Annotated in this window: 20 protein-coding genes; 10 read left to right on the top strand and 10 right to left on the bottom strand. The window is 65.3% G+C overall.

Going from position 1 to position 16,355, the window contains the following annotated elements:
- Positions 1-13: 13 nt before the first annotated feature.
- On the bottom strand, positions 14-451 hold the full coding sequence (gene trxC / locus C6571_RS09740; protein ID WP_106446512.1) for a thioredoxin TrxC: 438 nt from the start codon (positions 449-451) through the stop codon (positions 14-16).
- Between the two features lie 114 nt (positions 452-565).
- On the opposite strand from trxC, the gene otsB reads away from it, so the two are divergent.
- Both otsB and C6571_RS09730 read left to right on the top strand, forming a co-directional pair.
- Complete coding sequence (otsB, locus tag C6571_RS09735; protein WP_106446511.1) at positions 566-1,309, top strand: trehalose-phosphatase; 744 nt, start codon at positions 566-568, stop codon at positions 1,307-1,309.
- Positions 1,310-1,405: 96 nt separating this feature from the next.
- Complete coding sequence (locus C6571_RS09730; protein WP_106448155.1) at positions 1,406-2,836, top strand: alpha,alpha-trehalose-phosphate synthase (UDP-forming); 1,431 nt, start codon at positions 1,406-1,408, stop codon at positions 2,834-2,836.
- Here C6571_RS09730 and C6571_RS09725 read toward each other — a convergent pair.
- Both C6571_RS09725 and C6571_RS09720 read right to left on the bottom strand, forming a co-directional pair.
- Positions 2,817-3,011: a DUF2905 domain-containing protein gene (locus tag C6571_RS09725; protein WP_106446510.1), complete on the bottom strand. Its 195-nt coding sequence runs from the start codon at positions 3,009-3,011 to the stop codon at positions 2,817-2,819. The two genes, C6571_RS09730 and C6571_RS09725, sit on opposite strands and share 20 nt — an antisense overlap.
- Positions 3,012-3,015: 4 nt before the next feature.
- On the bottom strand, positions 3,016-4,125 hold the full coding sequence (locus C6571_RS09720) for a class I SAM-dependent methyltransferase (protein WP_106446509.1): 1,110 nt from the start codon (positions 4,123-4,125) through the stop codon (positions 3,016-3,018).
- A gap of 21 nt (positions 4,126-4,146) precedes the next feature.
- On the opposite strand from C6571_RS09720, the gene C6571_RS09715 reads away from it, so the two are divergent.
- From C6571_RS09715 to C6571_RS09685, 7 genes are read left to right on the top strand one after another with little or no spacing between them, the layout of a single operon-like run.
- The gene (locus C6571_RS09715; protein WP_106446508.1) at positions 4,147-4,956 is read left to right on the top strand and encodes an SDR family oxidoreductase; all 810 of its coding nucleotides are present in this window, start codon (positions 4,147-4,149) and stop codon (positions 4,954-4,956) included.
- Positions 4,953-5,369: a dihydroneopterin aldolase gene (locus C6571_RS09710; protein WP_106446507.1), complete on the top strand. Its 417-nt coding sequence runs from the start codon at positions 4,953-4,955 to the stop codon at positions 5,367-5,369. The genes C6571_RS09715 and C6571_RS09710 overlap by 4 nt, the downstream gene beginning before the upstream one ends.
- Positions 5,366-5,740 carry a dihydroneopterin aldolase gene (locus C6571_RS09705; RefSeq protein ID WP_106446506.1) on the top strand — a complete coding sequence of 125 codons (375 nt, stop codon included), beginning with the start codon at positions 5,366-5,368 and terminating at the stop codon, positions 5,738-5,740. The genes C6571_RS09710 and C6571_RS09705 overlap by 4 nt, the downstream gene beginning before the upstream one ends.
- Positions 5,741-5,769: 29 nt before the next feature.
- A complete protein-coding gene (ttcA, locus tag C6571_RS09700) occupies positions 5,770-6,717 on the top strand; it encodes a tRNA 2-thiocytidine(32) synthetase TtcA (protein WP_106448154.1) in 948 nt (315 codons plus the stop codon).
- Between the two features lie 23 nt (positions 6,718-6,740).
- Complete coding sequence (locus tag C6571_RS09695; RefSeq protein WP_106446505.1) at positions 6,741-7,340, top strand: DUF4136 domain-containing protein; 600 nt, start codon at positions 6,741-6,743, stop codon at positions 7,338-7,340.
- A gap of 7 nt (positions 7,341-7,347) precedes the next feature.
- On the top strand, positions 7,348-7,986 hold the full coding sequence (locus C6571_RS09690) for a histidine phosphatase family protein (RefSeq protein ID WP_106446504.1): 639 nt from the start codon (positions 7,348-7,350) through the stop codon (positions 7,984-7,986).
- A 4-nt stretch (positions 7,987-7,990) separates the two neighbouring features.
- Complete coding sequence (locus C6571_RS09685; RefSeq protein WP_245901243.1) at positions 7,991-8,887, top strand: lysoplasmalogenase; 897 nt, start codon at positions 7,991-7,993, stop codon at positions 8,885-8,887.
- A gap of 4 nt (positions 8,888-8,891) precedes the next feature.
- Here C6571_RS09685 and maiA read toward each other — a convergent pair whose 3' ends face one another.
- The 6 genes from maiA to C6571_RS09655 all read right to left on the bottom strand — a co-directional run bounded on the left by maiA (position 8,892) and on the right by C6571_RS09655 (position 14,159).
- Complete coding sequence (maiA, locus tag C6571_RS09680; RefSeq protein ID WP_106448153.1) at positions 8,892-9,542, bottom strand: maleylacetoacetate isomerase; 651 nt, start codon at positions 9,540-9,542, stop codon at positions 8,892-8,894.
- Positions 9,543-9,556: 14 nt separating this feature from the next.
- Entirely contained in the window at positions 9,557-10,579 is a 1,023-nt protein-coding gene (locus tag C6571_RS09675; RefSeq protein ID WP_106446502.1) for a fumarylacetoacetate hydrolase family protein, read from the bottom strand.
- 101 nt (positions 10,580-10,680) lie between these two features.
- Complete coding sequence (locus C6571_RS09670; protein WP_106446501.1) at positions 10,681-11,679, bottom strand: TRAP transporter substrate-binding protein; 999 nt, start codon at positions 11,677-11,679, stop codon at positions 10,681-10,683.
- 38 nt (positions 11,680-11,717) lie between these two features.
- Positions 11,718-12,995, bottom strand: coding sequence for a TRAP transporter large permease (locus C6571_RS09665; RefSeq protein WP_106446500.1), 1,278 nt, complete (start codon positions 12,993-12,995; stop codon positions 11,718-11,720).
- On the bottom strand, positions 12,992-13,549 hold the full coding sequence (locus tag C6571_RS09660; RefSeq protein WP_106446499.1) for a TRAP transporter small permease: 558 nt from the start codon (positions 13,547-13,549) through the stop codon (positions 12,992-12,994). The genes C6571_RS09665 and C6571_RS09660 overlap by 4 nt, the downstream gene beginning before the upstream one ends.
- Before the next feature lie 67 nt (positions 13,550-13,616).
- On the bottom strand, positions 13,617-14,159 hold the full coding sequence (locus C6571_RS09655; RefSeq protein ID WP_106446498.1) for a VOC family protein: 543 nt from the start codon (positions 14,157-14,159) through the stop codon (positions 13,617-13,619).
- Between the two features lie 181 nt (positions 14,160-14,340).
- Here C6571_RS09655 and C6571_RS09650 point away from each other — a divergent pair, with 181 nt between their 5' ends.
- Entirely contained in the window at positions 14,341-15,294 is a 954-nt protein-coding gene (locus C6571_RS09650) for a LysR family transcriptional regulator (RefSeq protein WP_106446497.1), read from the top strand.
- Between the two features lie 99 nt (positions 15,295-15,393).
- Here the strand turns inward: C6571_RS09650 and cobA are convergent, their stop codons facing one another.
- Positions 15,394-16,218 (bottom strand): uroporphyrinogen-III C-methyltransferase, encoded by an 825-nt coding sequence (cobA, locus tag C6571_RS09645; protein ID WP_106448152.1) that lies wholly within the window; start codon positions 16,216-16,218, stop codon positions 15,394-15,396.
- Positions 16,219-16,355: the final 137 nt, after the last annotated feature.

Below are 16,355 nucleotides of genomic sequence, written 5' to 3'. Positions count from 1 at the left end.
GGCGCTGCCTGCGTCAGAGCGCCGCGCGCACCCAGCGCACGATGTCGGCCGCACCCAGAGCGCCCGATACACGCGCCGCCTCCTGTCCGTCCCTGAACAAAATCATTGTGGGAATGCTGCGGATGTTGAAGCGCGCTGCCGGCTGCGGATGCGCCTCGGTGTCGAGCTTGGCCAGGCGCACCTGGGGTTCGAGATCCTTCGCGGCCTGGGCAAAGGCCGGTGCCATCTGGCGGCAGGGTCCGCACCAGGGCGCCCAGAAATCCACCAGCACCGGAATCTGACTGCGCCCGATATGGCGCTCGAAACTGACCGCGTCCAGCACCAGCGGGGTGGCGATGAACAGTGGCTGGTGGCATTTTCCGCAGTCGGGCGCGCTGCCCAGTTGGTCCGCCTGGACGCGGTTGGTGGTGTGGCAATGCGGGCAAACAATGTGCAGGGCTTGGGCGGTCATGGGGCTTCTCGCTGGTTCAGTCATGGCAGCACATGGCGGCAACCTCCGCGCGATTCAAGGGCAGCGGTTGCGGTCTGCGCGGCCGGCCGCGCTCTCTGCTAAGGTGTCGATTCAATGCCCCTGATGCCCACTTTGACCCGCGCGAACGCGCTTTTTCTCGACTTCGACGGCACGCTGACCGATATTGCGGCGCAGCCGTACGCGGTTCTGGTACCCGCCGGCCTGGCGCCCACGCTGTCGGCACTGCACCGCCTTCTGGGCGGCGCGCTTGCCATCGTCACCGGGCGGCGCGAGGTCGATATCGACGGTTTTCTCGACCCCCTGGTGCTGCCGATGGCCAGCGAGCACGGCGCGCAATACCGCTTTGCCGACGGCAGCCGCCCGGCGGTGGACCCGCCCGAGCTGGCCCCCGTGCTGCAGGCCGCGCAGCAACTGGCCGATCAACACCCCGAACTGCTGGTGGAGGTCAAGCGCGCCAGCGTGGCACTGCATTTTCGCCAGGCGCCGCATCTGGGTCCGCAGTGCTACCAAGCCCTGGAGCTTGCGATGGTCGGCCTGCAGGGCCTCGAACTGCTGAGCGGCAAATGCGTCTACGAAGTCAAACCGGCCGGCATCCACAAAGGCCAGGCCATCTCTGCATTCATGCGCCAGGCGCCATTTGCCGGCCGCACGCCGGTGTTCGTGGGCGACGACGTCACCGACGAAGCCGGTTTTGCCAGCGTGATGGCGCTGGGCGGCTTGGCGATCAAGGTGGGCGAAGGCCCGACAAACGCGCAATACCGCTGCATGACGCCCGCCGCCCTGCGGGGTTGGCTGTCGGCGTCGCGAACGGCTTTGGAGCACGCCCGGCCATCGTGAGCATGGATCCGCGCGGCGCCTGCCAGCGTCCTGCTGCAGAAGCATTTGAGCAGGCGTCCGACAGGCGCCTGGATCGGGATGGCGCATGATGGCACGATGCAACCATCAGGCCGCCTTGTCGTCGTTTCCAACCGCATTGCCGATCCACGCAAGCCCGCTGCCGGCGGACTGGCTGTCGCTCTGGGCGAAGCCCTCGCCAAAAGTGGCGGCCTGTGGTTTGGCTGGAGCGGCGCAGTAGACGAAGCCGGTGCGCCCGGCGAAGGCCGCTTGCAGACGCGCCAGGCCGGCAGCGTCACACTGGCCACGGTGGATCTGTGTCGCCAGGACCACGACAGCTACTACCTGGGCTACAGCAACAGCGTGCTGTGGCCGGTATTCCACTGCCGGCTCGATCTGGCCAACCTGGAGACCGGCGACATTGCTGGCTACCGCCGCGTGAACCGCATGATGGCGCGCAAGCTTTTGCCGCTGCTGCAAGGCGACGACGTGATCTGGATTCACGACTACCACCTGATCCCGCTGGCTGCCGAACTGCGTGCGCTGGGGTGCCGCCAGCGCATGGGCTTTTTTCTGCACATTCCGGTACCGCCGCCCGTGATTCTGGCGGCGATACCGCAGCACCAGTGGCTGATGCGCTCGCTCTTTGCCTACGATCTGGTGGGTTTGCAGAGCGAAACCGACGTCTCGCATTTCGACCGCTATGTGCAGGCCGAAGCCGACGCCAAGCCTGTTGCCGAGCACCAGTACCGCGCGTTCGGTGCCACGGTGCGGGCCCAGGCCTTTCCCATTGGCATCGACGTGGCGGAATTCGAGCGCCTGGGGCAGGGAGCCGAAGCCGTGGAAATCTACCAAAACATGCGCGAGGAATACGCCCGTCGGCGGCTGCTGCTGGGCATCGACCGGCTCGACTACTCCAAGGGCATTCCGCAGCGTGTGCGTGCCTTTCGCAACATGCTCTCGCGCTACCCCGATACGCACAGCGACGCGACGTTGATCATGATTGCCTCACCGTCCCGCGACACCGTGCACGCCTACGCAGACCTGCGCCAGGAACTTGAAGGCCTGTGCGGCGCCACCAATGGCGACTACGGCGAGCTTGACTGGATGCCGGTTCGCTACATCCACCGCATGGTGGCGCGCAAACGCGTGCCTGGCCTGTGCCGCGCCGCCGTCGTGGGGCTGGTGACACCGCTGCGCGACGGCATGAACCTTGTGGCCAAGGAATACGTGGTGGCACAAGACCCTGACGATCCGGGCGTGCTGGTGCTCTCGCGCTTTGCGGGAGCCGCCGAGCAGCTCAAGGACGCGCTGCTGGTGAACCCCTACGACACGGAAGGCATGGCCGACGCGATGTACCGCGCGCTGAACATGCCATTGGAAGAACGCCAGCGCCGCCACCGCGCGCTGCTCGCCAATGTGCGCGAGTTCGACGTGCACTGGTGGCGGGGTCGCTTTCTACAGGCACTGGCCGAGACCAACGCCGACGCAGACGAAGCCGCGCGGGCCCTCATAGCCACTTCACGATAAGGCTGACCAACACGCTGATCAGTACCGTGCTGGCCAGCGGCACAAACACGTCGCGGCCAAACAGTTTGAACTGAAAATCGCCCGGCAAGCGCCCCAACCCGAGGCGCCGCAGCCAGGGCGTGAAGCTGTTGATCACGACCAGCGCAACAAAGGTGGCAAGCAGCCAGCGAATCATCGCATCACAGTCTGTGGGAACGATCGCCCTGCACGAAACCACAGGGCTCCCAGGGCTCGCCTTTGGCGATGAGCAGCACCTTGAACAGCTCGCCCATCTCGTGTTCCATCATCAATTTGGCCGCTAGCGCACGCTCCGCTTGGCTTTTTTGCTCCATTTTTGGAAGCAATCCGCAGTTGATGAGGAAATGCGCCTGGGTGGTGTAGCCCAGCACACTCCAGCCCTCGCCGTCCGGCAGCAGCTGCTCCTGCGCCGCCAATGCCATCCCGGTGAAATTGACGTGGGCCGTAATGTCCTTGAGGCCGACTTCCACCAGCGGGTTGTCGTCGGATCGGTGCGCGCGGTGGCACATCACCGTGCCCATGTGGCGCTGTGGATGATAGTACTCACTCTCGCCGAAACCATAGTCAAAAAACAAGGCAGCACCGCGTTCGAGGCGATCGCCCAGGGTGTGGATGAAAGCCTCCGCCTGCGGATGGATTTCCGTCAGGTAGTCGTGATCGCCCTCGATCTCCACTGGCGGGCGCAGCAGCGTAGGCCGGTCCTGCCAGGCGAAGGCCTCGCCCTCCCTGGCCACACCGCGCTCGTGCCATTGGCCTGCCAGACGCACCAACAGCTTGACCGGCATGGCGTCCAGCACCTCGTTGCCCACCACCACACCCTCAAAGCGCTCGGGCAGCGTATCGGCCCAGTGCAGTTTGTCGGCATGGCCGGCAAGCAGCAATTGCTGGCGCGCGCGCAGGCTGCCAGAGAGGTCGACGATGGTGTAGCGGTCCACGCGCTCGCCCAGAGCGCCGAGCAACTGCAGCGCCAGGGCACCAGAGCCCGCGCCAAACTCCCAGATCTCGCGCGTGCCGGTGCGCTCCAGCGCCTCGGCCACCTGCACCGCCACGGTCTGGCCAAACAGCGGCGTCATTTCCGGCGCGGTCACAAAATCGCTGCCCGATTGCGGCATGGCGCCGAACTTGATGCTGTCGTTGGCGTAGTAGCCCAGGCCCGGCTCGTACAACGCCAGCGCCATGAAACGGTCAAAGCCAATCCAGCCGCCGGCTTGTGCAATGGTCTGCTCAATACGCTCGTGCAGAGCGCTCGTTAAACTTGTGGGTTCATTCATCACGCCTGCGATTGTCCCCCAATGCCCACCCTTGACCGCCCCAGAGCCGTGCTTGTCACCGGCGGCGCCCGGCGACTGGGCCGCGAATTTTGTCTGGCCTTTGCCCGCGCCGGATGGAACGTGGTGTGCCATTACCAGCATTCACGGGGCGAAGCGCTGGAAACCTGCGAGGCCGTGCGCGCCCTGGGTCGGGAGGCGCACGCGGTGCCAGGCGACCTGAACCAGCCCGATGCCATTGCCGCCCTGTTCGCCGCCACTGTGGCTGTGCTTGGGCAAGCGCCCGACGCCCTCGTGAACAACGCCTCAGCGTTCGAGCCCGACACCGGTCTGGATTTTTCGCCTGAACTGCTGCAGCGGCAGATGCAGATCAACCTCGCGGCGCCGCTGCAGCTTGCCAGCCTGCTGGCCCGCTCCGCCAACGCCGCCGCCGCGCGGCCTTGCGTGACCCACGTGCTGGACCAAAAGGTGTTCAACCTGAACCCCGATTATTTTTCCTACACCCTGAGCAAACTGGCGCTGGAGCGCGCCGTGGCGCTACAGGCACAGGCACTGGCGCCGCACGTGCGGGTGAATGGCGTCGCTCCAGGCCTCATTTACATGAGCGGGCCCCAGAGCGGCGAGAACTTCCGCCGCGCCAGCCGCGTGAACCTGCTGCAAAGCGCCACCAACCCGGCCGACGTGGCGAAAAGCGCCGTATTTCTGGCCGAGAACGCATCCATCACCGGCGTCACCCTCACCGTGGACAGCGGCCAGCACCTGGTGCCGCTGGAGCGCGACATCATGTTTGTGGCCGAACAACTGGCGCCGGCAGCGCCCCCAGGCGCAGCATGATCGACCCCTTGCTGACCGATTGCCGGCGCATTTTTCTGCGCGGTCTCAGCCGCCGCGTGCGCATCGGCATCCACGACTTTGAGCGCGCGGCCGCGCAGCGCATTCTTTTTGACATCGACCTGTACGTGCCGCTCGTCCAGACGACACCACAGCGCGACCGCATCGACGAAGTGGTGGACTACGACTTTGTTCGCAGCGAGGTCACCCGCATCACCGAGCGCGGCCACATCGACCTGCAGGAAACCCTGTGCGACGCGGTGCTGGCCGCCTTGCTGGCGCACCCGCTGGTGGTGGCGGCGCGGGTGTCTACGCGCAAACCCGATGTGTACGACGACTGCGAAGCAGTCGGCGTCGAAGCCTTCCGGCGCAAAGCCGCTGCTGGCGACCTGCCACCTACCGAAACCCTGCCATGACCGCTGCCACCTCTGGCGCACAGATTCTGACGCTCACCGGGCTGCGCTTTGACGCCAGTCTGGGCGTGCTCGACCACGAAAAAACCGCCCCCCAACCGATTCAGGTGGACGCCGAGCTCAGCCTGGGGCGCCAGCCACTGGCGCCGCGCGACGACGACCTGACGCATGTGCTCGACTACCGCCGCGTGCGCCAGATCATCATCGACGAGTGCACGGCCGAGCACCTGAACCTGCTGGAGAGCCTGATCGGCAAACTCGCCCAGCGGCTGATGCAGCTGCCTGGCGTGCAGGGCGTTCGCGTGAAGATCGCCAAACTGGAAATATTCGACGATTGTGAAGTCGCCATACGCGTTGAGACCGGCGCCTGGTGACGAAAAGGATTGCAGACATGGACACCGCGATGGCAGGCGCCTGGACCGCCGACACCCCAGAAACGCTCGAGAGCAGCGCACCCGCGAGCGGTGCCCAGCGCCTGAAGATCGAGCGCGAAGCACACAAGCTGGAAAAGCGGCTGTGCCGCGAAGCCGGCCGCGCCATCGTGCACTACAACATGATCGAGGAAGGCGACAAGGTGATGGTCTGCATGTCGGGCGGCAAGGACAGCTACGCGCTGCTCGACATCCTGCTCAAACTCAAGGCCAGAGCGCCGATCCACTTCGATCTGGTGGCGGTGAACCTGGACCAGAAGCAGCCGGGCTTCCCCGAGCATGTCTTGCCGGAATATTTGGCCAGCACCGGCGTGCCGTTTCACATCGAGAACGAAGACACCTACAGCATCGTCAAGCGCCTGATCCCCGAGGGCAAGACCACCTGCAGCCTGTGCAGCCGGCTGCGCCGCGGCATCCTGTACCGGGTAGCGGACGAGCTGGGCGCGACCAAAATTGCCCTTGGCCACCACCGCGACGACATTCTGCAGACGCTGCTGCTCAACATGTTCTTTGGCGGCAAGCTCAAAAGCATGCCGCCCAAGCTGGTCAGCGACGACGGCAAGCATGTGGTGATCCGCCCGCTGGCCTTCGTGACCGAGAAGGACACGGCGCGCTGGGCCGCGCAGCGCAACTTCCCCATCATTCCCTGCAATCTCTGCGGCAGCCAGGAGAACCTGCAGAGGAAGCAGGTCGGCGAGATGCTGCGCGACTGGGAAAAGCGCTTTCCCGGCCGCGTCGAGAACATGTTCAACGCCTTGCAGAACGTGGTGCCCAGCCATTTGCTGGACGCCGATTTGTACGATTTCCGGAACGCTGTGGCCACGGGCGTATCGGACGAGAACGGCGACAAGGCCTTTGACGCCGAAGACTTCCCGCCACCACCGGGCCTGCCCGGCATGCAGGTGCTGCGGCTCGGATAGCGTGTTCTCACCGGATTGGCACCATGTTCGTACGCCTCGTCGTTTTGCTTCTGACGGCCTTCGCGCTGGCTGGTTGCGCCGTGCAGCGCACCGTGGACAGCCAGGTGCAAAGCTGGTCCACACTCGCCCGCCTGCCGCAGCCGCCCACGTACCGGCTGGACCTGCTGCCCTCACAACACCAGTCGCGCGCCTTTGATTTGATCGTGCCCATGGCCCACGCGGCGCTGCAACGGGCCGGCCTGCAGCGGGACGACACTGCCCCGCGCCTGATTGCCGAAATCGGCGTGCGGACGGGCACGGGGCTCGCAGACGGCCCCTGGTATCCCTATGGGCCCTGGGGCGGTGGCTTCGGCTGGAGCCGCCATTCCGGCGTACGCGCAGGCTGGATGCTGCGCGAGCTGCCGCCCACTCTCTACCGCAACGAAGTGAGCGTCGTGCTGCGCGACGCCACCACGCAAAAGACCGTGTACGAAACCTCGGCCAGCAACGAAGACGTGTGGACCGACGCACCGCGCATCTTCGGCGTGCTGTTCGATGCGGCGCTGACGGGCTTCCCTATGCCACCTGCCGGAGCGCGCCAGATTCGCTTGCCGCTCGCGCCTGCCGGCGCAGGCGCTCACTGACTCCCTCATGGACGCCACCCGCATCCTTGCCATCCGCCACGGCGAGACCGCGTGGAACGTGGACACGCGCATCCAGGGCCACCGCGACATTGCGCTCAACGATACTGGCCGCTGGCAGGCGGCGCAGGTGGCGCGGGCGCTGGCCGGCGAGCCGATTGCTGCGGTGTATGCCAGCGACCTGCTGCGCGCGCATGCCACCGGCGCCGCCATTGCCGATGCCGCCAGAGCGCCGCTGCACGCCGAGCCCGGCCTGCGCGAGCGCAGCTTTGGCGAGCTTGAGGGCCGCACCTTTGCCGAAATTGAGGCCGAATTGCCCGAGCAGGCGCTGCGCTGGCGCAAACGCGACCCGGATTTCGCGCCCGAAGGCGGCGAGAGCCTGACGCTGCTGCAAGCGCGCATCGCAGGCGTCACGGCACGTCTGGCGGCACAGCACTTAGGCCAGCAGATCGTGCTCGTGGCGCATGGCGGCGTGCTCGACGTGCTGTACCGCCTGTCCACCGGCCAGGCCCTGCAGGCACCGCGCACCTGGCAGCTGACCAATACCGCCATCAACCGACTGCTCTGGACCCCGGAGGCTTTGACTCTGGTGGGATGGGGCGACACCCAGCACCTGGACCGCGCTTCGCGCGATGAAAGCACCGCCTGAGACCATGACCCTCGTCCCACCGACACGCGCGCCGGCCGACGCAGCCGCCAGCGCCAGCCTAGCGCCTGCCTTGCCGCTCTGGCAAGGCGTGCTGCACACCGTACTGGTTGGCCTGGCCACCTGGGCACTGAGCTGGCAGGCAGGCGCATTGACGCGCACGCATGTGCTGGTCTGGCTGATGGCCTTGTGCGCTGCAGCCCTGGCGGTGGTGGCGGCGCGGCGCGGGCGCATTGCCAGCCTGGAACTGTGGATGCTTGAAGCCAGCGCACTGGCGGCCGCCAGCGGCGCCACAGGGCTCTGGGCCTGGCACCTGGCGTTCAAACCCGCCGCCATGGCAATAGCTATTATTTTTGTAGCTTCTAACGCTTACCAGTCAAGCGCCAGAGGCCAATTTTCCTATAAATCTTGGGGGTTTTTGCTGGCGGCGCTGCTGGCCTCGCTGGCGGGCGACGTGTTCCTGATGCTGCAGGACCTGTTCATCCCCGGCCTGGTCAGCTTTCTGCTGGCGCACCTCGCCTACATCGCCTTGTTTGGGCGCCGCGTTCGCTGGTTGGCGCACGGCGGCGCGCTGCTCGTTACCGTAGGGATCGGCGCCGCCATGTACGCCTGGCTGTGGCAGGGTGGCCTGCCCGCCGAGCTGCGCGCCCCCGTGGCTGTGTATGTGCTGGTGATTGCCTTGATGGCGGCGCAGGCGCTGGGCCGCGCCGCACAGCTGCAAACCGAAGCGTCTCGCACCGTGGCGCTGGGGGCCTGCATTTTCATGCTGAGCGACTCGGTGCTGGCCGTGGACCGCTTTGTCCAGCCGGTGCCACTGGCGCTGTTCTGGGTGCTCGCCACCTACTACGCAGCGCAATTTTGCATCGTGCACGGCATGGTGCGGCATCTGCGCGGGCAGCCTTAATGGGTCAGGCCGCGTCCAACTGGTTCGCCGGATGCGCCACCACAAAAGGCGCAAGCGCTTCGCAGTGTTCGGCGATGCGTTTCAGCGTGGGATAGGGCGCCAGGTCCAAACCAAAGCGGCGTGCGTTGAACACCTGCGGCACCAGGCAGCAGTCGGCCATGCCGGGGGTGTCGCCGTGGCAAAACTGGCCGGTGGGCGCGCCGGGGCGGCTGAGCACTTCCTCGAATGCCTCAAAGCCCAGCGCAATCCAGTGGCTGGCCCAGACCTTGCGGCCCTCCTCGCCCGCGCCCAAGGTGTCGCCGACGTAGTTGAGCACGCGCAGGTTGCCCAGCGGGTGGATGTCGCAGGCGATGGTGAGCGCGAGCGCACGCACCCGGGCACGGTCCAGCGCACCCGACGGCAGCAGGGGCGAGGCGGGGTAGGCCTCGTCGAGGTATTCCATGATGGCGAGCGACTGCGTGAGCACGGTGTCCCCGTCCTGCAGCACCGGCACCAGGCCGGCAGGATTGACCGCCCGGTAAGCCGCTTGGTGTTGCTCGCCACCGCCTTTGAGCAGGTGCACCGGCACGGTCTCGTGCGCAAGGCCCTTGAGCGCCAGGGCAATGCGCAGGCGGTACGACGCCGAACTGCGGAAATAGCTGTAGAGCGTGAGCATGGCGCCTCTGTCCATCAGCCGGCAGGTTGGATCTGGCGCACCGTCTGCTCGATGGCGCCGAAGATGCTCTCGCCACCGGCGCCCAGCATTTCGATGCGCACGCAGTCACCAAAGTGCAAGAAATCCGTCGTCGGCTTGCCGCCTTCGATGGTTTCGTACATGCGCACTTCGGCCAGGCAGCAGTAGCCCACGCCGCCGTTGGCAACGCTCGATCCATGCAGACTGCCCTGCTTGTTCGACACCGTGCCCGAGCCAATGATGGAGCCGGCGCAGAGCGCGCGGGTCTTGGCTGCATGCGCGATAAGCTGCGCAAAGCTGAAGGCCATGTCCTCGCCCGCGTCGGGCTCGCCAAACGGCTTGCCGTTGATCTGCACGCGCAGTTGGCCCTTGAGCTTGGCTTGCTGCCAGGCGTCGCCGAGCTCGTCGGGCGTCACCGCCACCGGCGAAAACGCGCTTGCTGGTTTGGCCTGGAAGAAGCCGAAGCCCTTGGCCAGCTCGGCCGGAATCAGGTTGCGCAGCGACACATCGTTCACCAGCATGACCAGGCGAATCGCCTTGGCGCAACGCTCCACGCCCGAGCCCATGGCCACGTCGCCGGTGACCACAGCCACTTCCGCCTCAAGGTCGATGCCCCAGTCTTCGCTGATCGCGTCAATCGTGTCGCGGGGGCCGACAAACGAGTCCGAACCGCCCTGGTACATCAGCGGGTCGGTCCAGAACGAGGCCGGCACCTCGCTGCCGCGCGCCTTGCGCACCAGTTCGACGTGGTTCAGATAGGCCGAGCCGTCGGCCCATTGGTAGGCGCGGGGCAGGGGGGAATGGCAGGCCGCAGCATCAAAGGCCGTTGCGCCCTGCGCGGTACCGGCGTTGAGGCTGTCCGACACAGTTTGCAAAAGTGGAGCGCAGCGCTCCCAGTCGTCCAGCGCGGCCTGCAGCGTGCGGGCAATTTGCGGGACGGCGACGCATTGCGAGAGGTCGCGGCGCACGACAACGAGCGTGCCGTCCCGACCGCCGGCCTTGAGGGTGGCGAGTTTCATGGGGAAATCCTTGAGAAAAACAGACCGGGCGGGCGCAAAAGGCGCCGGCCACCGGAGAGGCACCCCGCCCGCGCTGGGCAGGGGTGCCAATGCGTCGTGCCTTATTTGGCGGCGATCTGGTCGGTGACTTCCTTGTAGAGGCCTTCACCGACGCTGGGGATGAACATCTTCCATACCGGCTGCACCTTCTCGCGCATGCGGGCATGCTCGGCGTCGGTCACGTCGTTGACTATGAGGCCCTTGGCCGCCATCGCTGCTTGCGCAGATTTGGCCTGGTCGCGCGCCACACCGCGCTGGAACGAACGCGCCTCGATGGCGGCGTCCTTCAGGATTTTCTGGTCCGCTGGCGAGAGCTTGTCCCAGAATTTCTTGGACACCAGCGGCAGGAAGGCGCCGTAGCTGTGGCGGGTCAGCGAGAGGTACTTCTGCACTTCGTTGAGCTTGAGCGCGGCGATCACCGCAGTGGGCGTTCCTTGGCCATCAATGGTGCGGGTTTCCAGCGCGGTGTAGAGCTCAGGCACGGCCAGAGGTACGGGATTGGCGCCCAGCGCCTTGATGGTTTCCTGCGAAATCTTGGCTTGCACCGAGCGGAATTTCAGGCCTTCAAAATCTTCCACTTTGGCGATGGGGTGCTTGCTGTTGGTGGCGTTGAAGAAGCCGTTTTCCCAGTAGGCCAGGCCGACGAGACCCTTCTCGGGAAGCATGGCGAGCAGCTTGTCGCCGACCGGACCGTCCAGCACTTTTTCGGCTTGCTGCGTGGTCGAGAACAGGAAAGGGAAATCAAGGATTTCGTATTCCTTGACCATGCCGGTCAGCGTGGTCGTCTGCGGGACGGTGAATTCGATGGTGCCGCCCTGCAGCGCCGAAGTGACCTGCACGTCGTTGCCCAGCGCGCCGGCATAGAAGCCTTTGATCTTGATCTTGCCGCCGCTCTTGGCGTCGACCAGCTCGATGAACTTGGCGACGCCCTGGCCTTGGTGCGATTTCTCGGGCAAGGTGACGGCAAATTTTGCTGTCACCTGGGCCACGGCCGTCAGCGGGGCCGCCACCGCAAAGCTTCCGGCAATTGCCAGGGCCATCAGTTTGGAAAGAGCTTTCATGGGTTTGTCTCCTGGGTTGAAAAAGTAAGAATCGGGCGTTAGCGCCACCAGCCGGCCGGCACGATCACCAAGGCGGGCCACAGCACCAGCGCAATCAGCACCGCCAGTTCGGCCAGCAGGAATGGCATGATCCCGCGTGCCGCCTGGGCCAGCGTCACCTTGCCAATCGAACTGACCACGTTCAGCACCACACCCACGGGCGGCGTGATCATGCCGAGCGAGCAGTTGATGATGAAGATGACGCCGAAGTACACCGGGTCGATGCCCGCCTGCTGCGCAATGGGCAGGAATACCGGCGTGAAGATCAGCACGATGGGGATGAAGTCCAGCACCATGCCGGCGAGGAAAATCACCAGCATCATCGCGGCGGTCAGTGCCAGCGGGTGCTCGCCCAGGCCACTGAGCCAGCCGCCCACCTGGCCCGGCACATCGGCAATCGTGATCATGTAAGACGCCACCATGGCCAGGCTGGCCAGCAGCAGCACCACGGCCGTGGTGCGCGCCGTCACCAGCAGGCAGCGGTAGATGGAGGCCCAGCTCAGTTCGCGGTAAATCACGGCGCCGACAAACATCGCGTACGCCGCTGCGACCACCGCCGCTTCGGTGGGGGTGAAGATGCCAAATTTCAGGCCGCCGACGATGATGACTGGCATCATCAGCGCCCAAAAGCCCTTGCCCAGCAGCGCGAGGCGCTCGCTCCAGGGTTTGCGCGGCGACACCTGCGCGCTGGTTCGGCGCGACACCAGCCACCAGGCGACCACCAGCGCGCCGCCCATCATGACGCCCGGTGCGATGCCGGCCAGGAACAGCTTGGTGATGGACACGTTGGCAACCACGCCGAACAACAGGAAACCAATCGACGGCGGAATGACCGGCGCGATGATGCCGCCCGCCGCCATCAGCCCGCAGGCGCGCGCCGGGTCGTAGCCGGCCTGGCGCATCATGGGCACCAGGATGGCCGCCAGCGCGGCGGTATCCGCCACCGCCGAGCCGGAGAGACTGGCGAGCAAGATGGCGGCGAAAATCGCCACGTAGCCCAGGCCTCCGCGCAAGTGGCCAACAAAGGCGCCCGCCATTTCCACAATGCGGCGCGAGAGCCCGCCCGCATTCATGAATTCGCCCGCCAGAATAAAGAAGGGCACGGCCATGAGCACGAAGTTGTCGGCCCCGCCAATGGCGTTCTGCACGACGATTTGCGAGTCGAACTGCCCCATCTGGAACATCACGGCGACGCCGGAGAACAGCAGCGCGAAGGCAATCGGCATGCCCAGCGCAATCAGCGCCAGCAACACGGCCAGGAAGATGAACGCGGTCACCGCGGATCCCCCTTCTTCTCAGCGGACGAGACCTCGGGCATCTTCTCCAGAATGCGGTCGCCCAAATCTTTGGTCAGCCCTGGCCCTTCGGAGTCGTGCAGGGCGCGCCAGATATTGTTGGCAATGGCCAGTGCCATGCCACCGCCAAACACAAGCGCCACGCCGTACAGCCAGCCATAAGAAATGCCCAGCACCGGGTAGCTGTTGCCAAGGTTGATTTCCGTCTGCTTCCAGCCGCCCACCAGGAACATGCCGCAGGCCCAGAGCATGAGGCCACCGGTGAGCACCACCAGAACCTTGCGTCCCGCGAGCGGCAGGCGCTCGACCAGCGCGTCAAACCCGATATGCGCGCGCTGCACCGACGCCAGGATGGCCCCCAGAAAAATCAGCCAGACAAAGAGCAGGCGCGAGAGCTCTTCGGACACCGCAATGCCCGAATCGAACGCGTATCGCAGCACCACGTTGCCAAACACCAGCACCGCCATCACCGCCAGGCAGGCGACGATGACGATCTCCAGCGCACGCACGCAGGCGCGTCCCCAGCGATTTCCCATGGATTCCCCTTAGGTGCAGCCCGCACGCGGCGGGCTGGATTAACGACCTGTCAGCTGGCAGGCGCGCTCAAGCGGCGGGAAACCCCTTGCCGTCGTGCATCCAGGCAGCGTGCTTGGGTGCCTTCTTGGTGCGATCCCACTCGTTGATCATGTCCCATTTGACGTCGTCGAGTTGCTTCATCATCGCGGGCGTGCCCGTGTTGACAGCCAGTTCGAGGCGGTGGCCGCTGGGGTCGCGGAAGTAGATGGATTTGAAGATGGTGTGGTCCGTGGGACCAAGCACTTCGATGCCGTCGGCTTCCATGCGCGCCTTGGCTTCCATCATCTCTTCCATGCTGCCCACTTCCATGGCCAGGTGCTGCGTCCACGTCGGGGTGTTGCGGTCGCGGTCCATGGGTGGCTTGGAGGGCAATTCAAAGAAGGCCAGGATGTTGCCGTTGCCCGCATCCAGGAAGATGTGCATATAAGGATCGGGGTCCTTGGTGGAAGGCACTTCGTCTTCGGCAATCGCCAGGATGAAATCCATGTTCAGGTACTTGCCGTACCACTCCACGGTTTCCTTGGCGTTGATGCAGCGATAGGCTACATGGTGAAATTTTTTGATCTTCATGCGTTGTCTCCAGTCGGGTGAACCAGTGCCTGAACCAAAATCCGCCGCTGCGGCAACACGGACACTGCGCGCTGCGGGGCGGATCGCAGGCTGCTTGGACCGCCTTGCGATGCATTGAATTAAAGACTGCTTCGATCTATGATTCAAACGCTTTATTTTTCTGCATTCACAAGGAAATTTAATGAATGTCAGCCTGCGGCAATTGCGCGCGCTGGTGGCACTGGTGCGCACCGGGAGCTTTACGCAGGCCGCAGTCTCCCTGCACGTGACGCAATCGGCGCTCAGCAGCCTGATCAAGGAACTGGAGCAAAGCCTGGGCGTGCGCCTGGTCGAGCGCAGCACGCGCAGCATCGGCCTGACGGAAGCGGGCCGGGGCTTTGTGCCCTTGATCGACAAAATCCTGCAGGACCTGGACGGCGTACTGGGCGGCATTGACGACCTCAAGGCCCTGCGGCGCGGCGTGGTACGCGTGGCTGCGCCGCAGCTCATGGCGTGCACGCTGATGCCCGAGGTGATTGCCGCCTACCGGCGCGAGCACCCCGGCGTGCAGGTGCGCCTGTCGGACTGCGCGGTCGATGGCGTGCTCGCGCGCGTCGCTGCGGGGGAAGCCGATTTTGGTATCGGCCCCGAGCGCGGCATGGGCAGCGACATGGCGGGTGAGACCTTGTTTGAAATGCCCTTCATGGTGGTGTTCCCGAAGGACCACCCGCTGGCCGATCTGCCACGCATCTGCTGGAGCGACGCCATTGCCCACCCTTTCATTGCCTTGCAGGGCCAGTTTGCCGAGCGGCTGTCGCTCGACCTGCATGGGGCCTTGCGCGAGATCACGCTGAACCCCAGCAACGAAGTGACTTTCATGACCACCGCGCTGAGCATGGTCAGCGCCGGTCTGGGGATCACGGCGTGCCTGCCCTATGCCAGCTCACTGGTGCGTCTGTACCAGCTGCGGCTCGCCCCGTTGCACGAGCCCCAGGTGCTGCGCAAGTTTCTGGTGTACCAGCGCAGCGCCGCTACGTTGTCGCCGGCGGCGCAGAGCTTCAGGGAGTTTTTGCTCGCCTATGTGGCGTCGCACCACTGGGGCGTCGCCGGGGACACGTCCGCCCAACCCGCACAGGCTTCAGAGCGCAGGCCCTGATTCGGTTTCTCGATCCATCGCGTACGCGAAGGCCAAGCGCAGACAGTACAGGCGTACTGGTGTACTGGCGAAGCTGGGCCGACAAAGTCATCGGTGGATTTAGAAATCCGATGACACCCTGCCGGCGCCGCCGGGCGGCACGACCTGGCGCCCGACCGCCTCGCCAATGATGATCACGGCGGGCGGCTTCACGCCATGCAGCACGCCCAGCGCCGGCAGTGTGGCCACGGTTGCGACGATGCAGCGCTGCTCGGGCAGCGTGGCGCGCTCGACGAGCGCCGCCGGTGTCGTCTCCGGCAGGCCGTGGGCGACAAGCTGCTCGCACACCATCGGCAGCGTCCCCACGCCCATGTAAATCACCACCGTCTGACCGGGCCGCGCGAGCGCATCCCAATCGAGCTGCACCACGCGGTCTTCCTGCGCCCCCTGCAGGTGTCCGGTGGCAAAGACCAGCATGCCAGCATGATCTCGGTGCGTGAGTGGAATGCCCGTGGCAGCGGCCGCGCCCTGCGCCGCGCTGATGCCCGGAATGGTTTCGCAGGCGATGCCGGCCGCAGCCAGGCCCTCGGCCTCTTCGCCACCGCGGCCGAAGATGAAGGGATCGCCCCCCTTGAGGCGCACCAGCGAGCGCCCCTGGCGCGCCAGCCGCACCATCAGTTCGATGATGTCTTCCTGGGGCAGAGTGTGGCTGCGGCTTTGCTTGCCGACGAAAATACGCTCGGCACCGGGTGCGACGTGGGCAAGCACGGCCTCGGACACCAGGCGGTCGTAGAGTACCAGTTGCGCACTCGCAAGGACCCGCGCCGCTTTGAGCGTGAGCAATTCCGCATCCCCTGGGCCGGCGCCCACGAGCGTGACGTGGCCCCAGTTTTGCGGGTTGGCGCTGTCAGGCAAACCATTGATCTTCACTTCTACTGCATCCATGCTGCGCTTGATAAAAAAACCGGTGTGGCCACCCATGACCAGCATCAAGTGGGAATCCCTTGATCGCCTTGATTATTGGCGCATGTCGAGCCCTTTGTTCCCAAGCCAGCAAAGCTTGTGGTCGCCATGCACCGCAT

It is taken from the genome of Simplicispira suum (genome assembly GCF_003008595.1).
GTDB lineage: Bacteria > Pseudomonadota > Gammaproteobacteria > Burkholderiales > Burkholderiaceae_C > Simplicispira > Simplicispira suum.
Note: the sequence above shows the minus strand (reverse complement) of the source record. Positions and strands in the feature narration are given on the sequence as shown.

Coding starts and splice junctions, on each gene's coding strand:
- trxC (WP_106446512.1), bottom strand. CDS start 451: ATGACCGCCCAAGCCCTGCACATTGTTTGCCCGCATTGCCACACCACC.
- otsB (WP_106446511.1), top strand. CDS start 566: ATGCCCCTGATGCCCACTTTGACCCGCGCGAACGCGCTTTTTCTCGAC.
- C6571_RS09730 (WP_106448155.1), top strand. CDS start 1,406: ATGCAACCATCAGGCCGCCTTGTCGTCGTTTCCAACCGCATTGCCGAT.
- C6571_RS09725 (WP_106446510.1), bottom strand. CDS start 3,011: ATGATTCGCTGGCTGCTTGCCACCTTTGTTGCGCTGGTCGTGATCAAC.
- C6571_RS09720 (WP_106446509.1), bottom strand. CDS start 4,125: ATGAATGAACCCACAAGTTTAACGAGCGCTCTGCACGAGCGTATTGAG.
- C6571_RS09715 (WP_106446508.1), top strand. CDS start 4,147: ATGCCCACCCTTGACCGCCCCAGAGCCGTGCTTGTCACCGGCGGCGCC.
- C6571_RS09710 (WP_106446507.1), top strand. CDS start 4,953: ATGATCGACCCCTTGCTGACCGATTGCCGGCGCATTTTTCTGCGCGGT.
- C6571_RS09705 (WP_106446506.1), top strand. CDS start 5,366: ATGACCGCTGCCACCTCTGGCGCACAGATTCTGACGCTCACCGGGCTG.
- ttcA (WP_106448154.1), top strand. CDS start 5,770: ATGGCAGGCGCCTGGACCGCCGACACCCCAGAAACGCTCGAGAGCAGC.
- C6571_RS09695 (WP_106446505.1), top strand. CDS start 6,741: ATGTTCGTACGCCTCGTCGTTTTGCTTCTGACGGCCTTCGCGCTGGCT.
- C6571_RS09690 (WP_106446504.1), top strand. CDS start 7,348: ATGGACGCCACCCGCATCCTTGCCATCCGCCACGGCGAGACCGCGTGG.
- C6571_RS09685 (WP_245901243.1), top strand. CDS start 7,991: ATGACCCTCGTCCCACCGACACGCGCGCCGGCCGACGCAGCCGCCAGC.
- maiA (WP_106448153.1), bottom strand. CDS start 9,542: ATGCTCACGCTCTACAGCTATTTCCGCAGTTCGGCGTCGTACCGCCTG.
- C6571_RS09675 (WP_106446502.1), bottom strand. CDS start 10,579: ATGAAACTCGCCACCCTCAAGGCCGGCGGTCGGGACGGCACGCTCGTT.
- C6571_RS09670 (WP_106446501.1), bottom strand. CDS start 11,679: ATGAAAGCTCTTTCCAAACTGATGGCCCTGGCAATTGCCGGAAGCTTT.
- C6571_RS09660 (WP_106446499.1), bottom strand. CDS start 13,549: ATGGGAAATCGCTGGGGACGCGCCTGCGTGCGTGCGCTGGAGATCGTC.
- C6571_RS09655 (WP_106446498.1), bottom strand. CDS start 14,159: ATGAAGATCAAAAAATTTCACCATGTAGCCTATCGCTGCATCAACGCC.
- C6571_RS09650 (WP_106446497.1), top strand. CDS start 14,341: ATGAATGTCAGCCTGCGGCAATTGCGCGCGCTGGTGGCACTGGTGCGC.
- cobA (WP_106448152.1), bottom strand. CDS start 16,218: ATGGATGCAGTAGAAGTGAAGATCAATGGTTTGCCTGACAGCGCCAAC.